Origin of the sequence: Vibrio cortegadensis (genome assembly GCF_024347395.1) — a bacterium.
In the GTDB taxonomy this organism is placed as follows: Bacteria; Pseudomonadota; Gammaproteobacteria; order Enterobacterales; family Vibrionaceae; genus Vibrio; species Vibrio cortegadensis.
In genome coordinates this window covers 85,566-94,062 of sequence record NZ_AP025474.1, presented here as the reverse complement: position 1 = coordinate 94,062, position 8,497 = coordinate 85,566, and the positions used below count along the sequence as shown (strand labels likewise).

At 43.2% G+C, this 8,497-nt stretch carries 5 protein-coding genes; 3 read left to right on the top strand and 2 right to left on the bottom strand.

Annotated elements, in window-relative coordinates:
• Window positions 1–186: 186 nt before the first annotated feature.
• Together OCV39_RS20495 and OCV39_RS20490 are read right to left on the bottom strand one after the other, a co-directional pair.
• Window positions 187–1,131, bottom strand: a complete 945-nt coding sequence (locus tag OCV39_RS20495) for an FAD:protein FMN transferase (protein ID WP_171757267.1) — start codon at window positions 1,129–1,131, stop codon at window positions 187–189.
• Window positions 1,132–1,187: 56 nt separating this feature from the next.
• Window positions 1,188–4,205 (bottom strand): flavocytochrome c, encoded by a 3,018-nt coding sequence (locus tag OCV39_RS20490; protein ID WP_171757237.1) that lies wholly within the window; start codon window positions 4,203–4,205, stop codon window positions 1,188–1,190.
• A gap of 587 nt (window positions 4,206–4,792) precedes the next feature.
• Here OCV39_RS20490 and uhpT point away from each other — a divergent pair.
• From uhpT to uhpB, 3 genes are all read left to right on the top strand, one after another.
• Window positions 4,793–6,187, top strand: a complete 1,395-nt coding sequence (gene uhpT, locus OCV39_RS20485; RefSeq protein WP_171757236.1) for a hexose-6-phosphate:phosphate antiporter — start codon at window positions 4,793–4,795, stop codon at window positions 6,185–6,187.
• 203 nt (window positions 6,188–6,390) lie between these two features.
• On the top strand, window positions 6,391–6,999 hold the full coding sequence (gene uhpA, locus OCV39_RS20480) for a transcriptional regulator UhpA (RefSeq protein WP_261890182.1): 609 nt from the start codon (window positions 6,391–6,393) through the stop codon (window positions 6,997–6,999).
• Window positions 6,999–8,495 (top strand): signal transduction histidine-protein kinase/phosphatase UhpB, encoded by a 1,497-nt coding sequence (uhpB, locus tag OCV39_RS20475; RefSeq protein ID WP_171757234.1) that lies wholly within the window; start codon window positions 6,999–7,001, stop codon window positions 8,493–8,495. Before uhpA ends, uhpB begins: the two co-directional genes overlap by 1 nt.
• Window positions 8,496–8,497: the final 2 nt, after the last annotated feature.

Sequence of the window (8,497 nt, the reverse complement as noted above, 5' to 3'; positions counted from 1 at the left end):
TAGTTTTGTTATAAAAAATAGAATAAGCCTTTTAATGTACAGAACCATTTCGTTGGTCGAAGTAAGGCGCTCGGCAATGGTGATGGATAGGACTGTGTTTTCTTTAAATTAAGTGTTTATTGAGATCGTTAGAGGTAACCAAAGCACACTTTTTTATGACAATGTAAGAGCCACTTGAACGAAAAATTATTTTTTCTGGATATATCGACCATCATCTTTGAGACCATTAGTGATAGATACGACACCGGTCTCTGAAATTAAAACGGCCTCAATATCGAGTTGTTTGTTTAAATAAGCGAGAGAGTCATCAACGGTAGATAGAAAGCCTGCGGTACTCCAAATTTCGCCATCGACGGATAGGTTGGAAATAATAGTGACACTTGCAATATCGGTGTTAATCGGCTTGCCTGTCTTTGCATCAATGAGGTGATGGTATCGCAGACCACCGTGCTCAAGGTATCGTTCATTAATCCCTGACGTTACCATCGATTGCCCTTGCAACGGTACGATTCTGCACACCTCCCCGCGAGGGCTCAAAGGGTCTTGAATCCCTACATTCCATGCTTGTATTGCATTATTTGGCGCGTAGCCAATGGTTAGTACGTTTCCACCTAAATTAATACACCCATGTTTAACATTATGACTCACAAGGTATTCTTTTATTTGGTCAGCAAAATAGCCTTTGGCTATGGCGCCTAAGTCAATCTCCATTCCAGGCTTGGTCAGAAATATGGTTTGATAGAGCTCGTCCAATACGATGTGTGAAGGGTCAACAATACCAAGAATGTTCATTAACTCCCGATCTGTTGGCAGCTTGGCATCGTTAAAACCAATACGCCATGTCTTTATCAGAGGGCCAATGGCAATATTAAAAGGGTTGGAGTTATCCATGCTAGCCGTTTTAGCTTTTTTGATTAGTTCGTAAAGGTCTGCCTTTACACGAACAGGTCTAATACCAGCGTTGTGATTGACGTTCATAAGTTCAGAGTGTGACTGATTGACGGTAAAGCGTTGTGCAAAACGTTCAAGTTGAAGATAACAATCTGTTAGCAGTGATTCGCCATTTGGATGATGGATAGTGAGGTCGATGATGGTTCCCATCATTTTAAAGCGAGTTTTATAACTTAACATTGCCTGCCTTTTTGCTGGTATGAAAGAAGGGAAGCTCATGGCTTCCCCTTAACAATCTAACTTCTGTTTGAAACACTATCCCCTGCAATTCGGCCGTAAGTGAATATATCAATCAATGCGTTACCGCCAAGTCGATTCCCTGCGTGGAGACCACCTGCGACTTCACCAGCTGCATATAACCCAGGAATAGGTGACCTCTGTTGATCCAAGACTCGAGCTTTGGTATCAATTCTTAGGCCTCCCATTGTATGGTGTACAGAGGGCTTTCTTGGTGTTGCATAGAAGGGGGCTTTCTCCACTTTTAAACCTAGCGCTCCTTTTTGGAACTCTGGATCTCGTCCATCTTCTACAAACGAGTTATAACGATGGATTGTGCTGCATAGCTCAGCTTCTGGAACATTAATCTTGCGCGCTAACTCTTCAATAGAGCCTGCTTTGATAATGATGCCTTCCTCGATCTCACGTTCAATCGTTTCGTGGGTTGTGTTTGCCGCGGTTTTACGAATTTCTTCGTCTGCAATCATGTACACAAGGCCACCGTTATCAAAAAATGAGTTAGAAAGGACATCTCGGCTTTCACACTCATTTACAAATCGCTTGCCTTGCTGATTAACGAAGACAAAATTTTCTGGTGGAACGATTAAGCCTGTTAATAACGCTCCGGATTTAGGATCGCCAATAGGCATAAGTTGGATGTATTCCATTCCCACAAGGTCAGCCCCTGCTTTTTCACCAATAGCGATACCGTCACCAATTAACGCTGGTGAGTTAGTTGTTTTGATGTCATCAGCGATATTGTTCCAGTAGTTATTGTATTTCTGCAACATTTTTGTGTTCGCGCCAAAACCACCAGATGCTAACACTACGCCATGATTAGCCATGAGTGAGTATTTGGTTCCATTAGAATGTGTAGCATTGACGCCCACCACTTGACCATTTTCAACAATAAGATCGCTTGCACGTGTATCCGTTATGATTCGGCCACCTTGTGCGACGATGTGTTTTTGAAGTTTATCGACAAATTCAACACCTTTAGGGCGATTGGGTTTATGCGCCCGACGCCACAAAGCTCCGACTGCGATGTCAACCATACCTCGATTGAAATCGATGCCTTTTTCTGTCAACCAATCGATCGATTCCATAGCACGGTTAGTCAGCGTATGTACAAGGTCATACTGACCATAAATAGGCTCGCCATCTAGATTGGTGCGTTTGCCACCAAGATACGTTTGAATTAAATGTAACTCAGTTGAATCAAATAAATAGTTTTTCCCGCTATCAACATCAAGGAAATAGTTGGCTAACTGATCTCGAAGTGTTCGAAAATCAGAAAGATATTCTTGGGCAATTTCGGACTCTGGTGTATTGGCGATCGCTTTTAAATAGTCTGTTTCACCCGCTACAGCAGGGAAATCTTTTTGCCATTTAGGCTCTGCGGCATTCACCCAGCCACCTGTGCGAACTGTGTTACCACCAATGGCCGGGAATTTCTCAAGGACAACAACGGTTCTTTTGTTGTCTAGCGCAGTTAGGGCGGCACTCAAACCTGCGCCGCCGCCGCCCACTATGACCACATCAACCGTTTCTTCAATGGTTTGTGTCGACCACTCTACCGCTTCACGGGCTTTACAGCGAAGAGCTTCTGAATTACCACCTGCTAAATCCACGGCATTAGACACACCGTCAATGACTGCTTGGCTACTCACTGTTGCGCCAGAAATAACGTCAACATTAAGTGTTTGACCATCCAGTATTTGTTGAGGGATACGTTCAAATGCAGGGTTTGCAATACCATCCGACTCTTTTGATGAATCAACCGACACCCCTAAAATTCTATCTTCAGAGAAAGTAACGGTAACAGGAAGTTGACCGTTGTGACCATAACCGTAAGCGGTAAATTCACCGGGTTCGAATTTAATATCAATATTTTGCAGTTCTTTTATACGTTGATGTTTTAAAGTTTCAGCTGCGCTGTCAATGATCATGTAATCCATGATTTCCCATAAAGGCGTGGGGATCATGAGTTCTTCTTGTTGAGCGATATCGGCAAACTCAGCACAGCTTTCATTGTTCATTGCTTTCGTGGCCCACGTTGGCTCTACTAAGAAGCCTTTACCAATACTGACCATGTCGTACCCTTGTTCAAGAGCGGTATCAGCATCGCTGCGCTGTGAAATACCTCCGACACCAATGACCGGGATTTGGGCGACACTTTCAGACTTCAACTCATGAAATTTGTGGATGAGTAGAGCTTTGTCTTCTGGGTTAACAATCGAGTTACGGGCGTAATTACCCATAGAGAAATGAAAGTAATCAAGTCCACTTGTTGCTAACTTATCAAGAAGGTACATCGTGTCTTCGAATCGAATTCCAGGTTCTTCTATTTCTTCGGGAGAAAAACGGTAGCCAATAATGAAGTCAGTCATCTGATGGTCGGCAACCACTTGTTTTGCTTGCTCTAAAACAGCAAGCGGAAAAGCAGTGCGTTTTTCAATATCGCCTCCCCATTTGTCGGTGCGTCGATTTGAATGAGGGGAGAAGAACTGTTGAATAAGGTAAGTATTCGCCCCATGAATTTCAACCCCATCAAATCCTGATAATATCGCGCGATTTACAGCATGACCAAAATACTCAAGCATGTTGTGGATTTGCTCGTCAGTCATTTCAAGTGGGGTTTCTGCGTTAGCGCGAAGTGCTGCTATTGGGCTTGCAGAAATTGGTTGATGACCGCCATTAAATTCCGCGCTTGCCATACGACCAGCATGATAAATTTGAAGAATGGCTTTGGAGCCTTTTGCTTTAATGGCCGTCGCTAATTCTTTTAGTCCCGCAATCTTACTATCGTGAGTAATGCCTAAAGCGCCAGGGAAAGCTCGACCGTAATTTTCTACAAAAGCACTTTCAACAATGATTGCTGCCGCATCTCCTGAGCGAGAGGCGTAGTAATCGATCATTTCTTGAGAGACACCGCCATCAAAAAATGCAGATTGAATCGTCATCGGTGCCATCACGATCCGGTTTTTAAGCGTCGTTTGTGAAAACCCAAGTTTTATGTCTTTGAGCAACTTAGTCATCTGTGAATTATCCTTATGCAAATTAACTTTCATATGAAATGCGCCTTAATAAACCGCCGTTGCTAAGAAAGGGGACTTTCATATAAAAAATTGGCATCAATAGGTTTTTGCGCAAAATACTATGGGTATTAATAAGGAGTAAAATGAAAGGTTTGCATTCTATATATGCAAGTTATGCATAATTTATTGTTTTCACATGCACTTAGTACATTTGTAGAGAGGGTGGGGGCATCAAAAAAACATTCAATTAGTAAATCAGTAAGTGGATCTAGGTTGCCTTGCGTGACTCCATTGCTGTGGGTTTTATTGATAAATAGCACTTGTTTTTGTTTGCTCACAAGGTTTATTTGCCTTGAAATGAGCTACTTTTGTTATCGTAATATCAATACATAACAGATCGTAAACAAAGTGATGCTGTTCACGCTTTCTTGACTCCTGACTCTGAATTAAGAATTTTTCCTAGTTATTCTAAGCCCCTCTCTCATGCGGTCGATTTTTAGACTCCTTATTATTTCACGGTCAACTAACAAAGAATGCATGGTCGGAATTATGCCGTGCAGACCTCACAAAAAATAAGAGAGTTCACAATGTTAAAGTTCCTAGATCAGGTTCGAAAACCGACGCTGGATCTTCCGGTCGAAACCAGAAGAAAAATGTGGTTTAAACCCTTCCTACAATCTTACCTTGTCGTGTTCATTGGTTATTTAACCATGTATTTGATCCGTAAGAACTTCAATGTCGCGCAAAACGACATGATTTCTACTTATGGATTATCGATGACGGATCTAGGTCTTATCGGTCTGGGTTTCTCTATCACTTACGGTATCGGTAAAACCGTAGTTTCTTATTACGCTGATGGTAAGAATACCAAGCAGTTCCTACCGTTTATGCTAATCCTGTCTGGCCTTGCCATGTTGGGCTTTAGTTTCAGTATGGGTGGCGGCAGCGCTAGCTTATTCATGATGGTTGCCTTCTACGCATTGAGTGGTTTCTTTCAAAGTACCGGTGGTCCTTCAAGTTATTCGACTATTACTAAATGGACGCCTCGTAATAAGCGTGGTTCATACCTAGGCCTTTGGAACATGTCACACAACGTGGGTGGTGCCGGTGCTGCTGGTGTTGCTTTGTTTGGGGCAAATTACCTATTTGATGGCAGCGTTGTTGGTATGTTCGTGTTCCCATCGATCATCGCGATTGTGGTTGGTTTTATTGGAATGCGTTTTGGTAATGACTCTCCAGAAGCATACGGTTTAGGTACAGTTGAAGAGTTGTTTGACGAAGAAATCAGCGAAGAAGATACTATCGCTGAAGAAAATCAAATGACCAAGAAAGAGATCTTTGTTGAATATATCCTTAAAAACAAAGTGATTTGGTTGCTCTGCTTCGCGAATATCTTTTTGTACATTGTTCGTATCGGTATCGATCAATGGTCTACCGTTTATGCGTATCAAGAGCTAGGCCTATCAAAAGAAACGGCGATTTCAGGTTTTACTCTGTTTGAAGTGGGTGCTCTGGTCGGTACGCTAATGTGGGGTTATTTATCAGACCTTGCGAACGGACGCCGCGCTTTAGTTGCTTGTGTATCGCTTGGCCTGATTATCGTTTCTCTAGAGTTCTACCAGCATGCAACAAGTGAGTTCATGTACCTAGCATCACTGTTCGTGCTTGGTTTCCTAGTGTTTGGTCCTCAGTTGCTGATTGGTGTTGCGGCGGTTGGTTTTGTACCTAAGAAAGCAATCAGTGTTGCGGATGGTGTGAAAGGTACCTTTGCTTACTTAATTGGTGACAGTTTCGCAAAACTTGGCCTAGGTATGATTGCTGATGGAACACCTATTTTCGGCTTAACGGGTTGGAAAGGAACGTTCGCAGCACTTGATACTTCAGCTGCCATTTGTATTGTACTGCTGCTATTCGTTGCGATTGCGGAAGAGAAGAAGATTCGTCAAGCTAAGAAAATACACTTAGCGGCTCAAAACGCCTAGCTAGTCTTGCGTACTTGTTGTCGCGCATTTGTTGTCGCAAAGAGAGTTTCAGATACATAGTCTCACGTACTTTATCGGATTAAAGCACGTGAGATCATACCAATCGCTAGTTCGATTCAGTATCATCTCTATTAATAAAATTAATATTATATAGCTCCTGTCGGGGCTATTTTTCTTTCTTACTCTTAATTCTGGCTAATATCATGATTAATGTTGCGCTTGTTGATGACCACGTCATTGTTCGTTCGGGCTTTGCTCAATTACTCAGTCTTGAAACTGATATTACGGTCGTGGGTGAATTCAACTCTGCGGCAGAAGCGCGCTTCGGATTGCCAAGTTGCCACCCTGATGTCGTTATCTTGGATATCTCAATGCAGGACGAAAGTGGCTTGAGCTTATTGGAAGAGATTCCATCAGGAATTGCCAGCATCATGTTGAGCGTTCATGACTCTCCGGCGATGGTTGAGAGGTCATTAGAGTTAGGAGCCAAAGGTTATCTCAGTAAGCGCTGTAGCCCTGATGAATTAATTCAAGCCGTGCACACGAGCGCAAAGGGCGGTTGTTATCTCACGCCAGATATCGCTATAAAGCTTGCGACACCTATGAAGAATAAAGTCTCGTTAAATCAGCTAACCCGGAGAGAAAGCGAAGTATGTCAGTTATTGGCAACAGGGCTCGATGTAAAATCTATCGCCGTTGAGTTAGGGGTTAGCCATAAAACGGTTCATGTACACCGTGCCAATGCGATGGACAAACTCAATGTTAAGAACAACGTCGAGTTAGCTAAACTATTCACACAAGAACAGTACTAATGCGTTCCTATCTCGCAACCTCCCTATGTGGAGTTTTTATGGCTGGCTGTGCATGGTTTTGTTTGTGGGTTATTGCTTTCTATTTCATCAATGACCCTGAGTTAGCCATTCTGCTTTTTCCATTCTCACTTCGATTGGGAATGACGCTGCACACTCGTGCGCACTATTGGCCTGCTATCTATATTGCAGAGTGGGGGCTCGCGATCGCTTTAGCGTTATTACTTGATGAACCCCAATGGCTGACGATACTAATCGCCAGTGGATTGAGCATTCCTGCCACTCTAATTGCCAAACGTTATTATTCTGGTGACCAGAATCGCCACTTGTTAGTGATGACGAGCTTAATTATGGTCACCTCATTGATCAACGTTGCTGTAGTGGGCTCTCATGTTCCGGCTGTTTACATGGTGTGGTTGGTGAGTATCACTGGCGGACTGATGCTGGTGCCGATGTGCTATCTGGTCTGGAACTATCTATTCCAAAACAAATGGGCGCCATTGAGTTCTTACTTAATCAACAATGTTGTTGAGTTCAAAATCCGCCACATTGCTTTATACAGTGTGTTGCTAGTGGCCAGTATTTTGATACAAACCAGTTTACCTGATGAGCTAAGACGCTTCGCCCCATTCTGTATGGCTATCCCTATCATCCTGCTCGCCGTTCGTTACGGGTGGCAAGGTGCTTTATTGGCGACTCTATTAAACAGTGTCGCATTGATTGCAGCCCACAGCGGAACATCCAAACTCGAAATTACAGATTTACTATTATCTCTATCTGCTCAAACCATCACAGGTATATTGCTTGGTTTAGCGGTTCAAAAGCAGAAAGATCTCAACTCAAAATTACGAAGTGAACTCTCAAGAAATCAAAATCTTTCACGCCAGCTAGTAACAGCTGAGGAGTCGGTTCGCCGTGATATTGCGCGTGAGCTGCATGATGAAATCGGGCAAAACATCACGGCAATTCGTACGCAGGCAAGCATTATTAAACGTGTCGACGCGGCTGAGATGAGCGTTCGCTGTGCGGGTACGATTGAGTCATTGTCTTTGAATGTTTATGACACCACCAAACGTCTACTGACAAAACTAAGGCCTAAGATGTTGGACGATCTTGATCTAAAAGACTCCGTTGAACAGCTTATTCGGGAAATGGAGTTTTCGGACCACGGCGTTGATATCCAGTTAAATTGGCAAGGTGATTACTCGTGTTTGAGTGATACGCTCAAGGTTACCCTCTTCCGTTTGTGCCAAGAATCTTTAAATAATGCCCATAAATATGCTCAAGCGAGCGAAATTAGAATTGAATTAATTTTAGATGATCAGGCTTATCTTTGGATCACAGACAATGGCGTTGGCTTTACAGCGCAAGATCTTCCCAAAGGAATGGGGGTTCGCGGTATGCTAGAGCGTGTTCAGGCGCTCGGCGGCAAGATGACAATCAACGCTAATGACTCCTCTTCGGGTACCAATATCAGCGTTACATTACCTAAAGTGTGAGA

Bases quoted from the DNA above. Each gene is read 5' to 3' on its own strand.
- OCV39_RS20495 (WP_171757267.1), bottom strand. From the start codon at position 1,131: ATGTTAAGTTATAAAACTCGCTTTAAAATGATGGGAACCATCATCGAC.
- OCV39_RS20490 (WP_171757237.1), bottom strand. From the start codon at position 4,205: ATGACTAAGTTGCTCAAAGACATAAAACTTGGGTTTTCACAAACGACG.
- uhpT (WP_171757236.1), top strand. From the start codon at position 4,793: ATGTTAAAGTTCCTAGATCAGGTTCGAAAACCGACGCTGGATCTTCCG.
- uhpA (WP_261890182.1), top strand. From the start codon at position 6,391: ATGATTAATGTTGCGCTTGTTGATGACCACGTCATTGTTCGTTCGGGC.
- uhpB (WP_171757234.1), top strand. From the start codon at position 6,999: ATGCGTTCCTATCTCGCAACCTCCCTATGTGGAGTTTTTATGGCTGGC.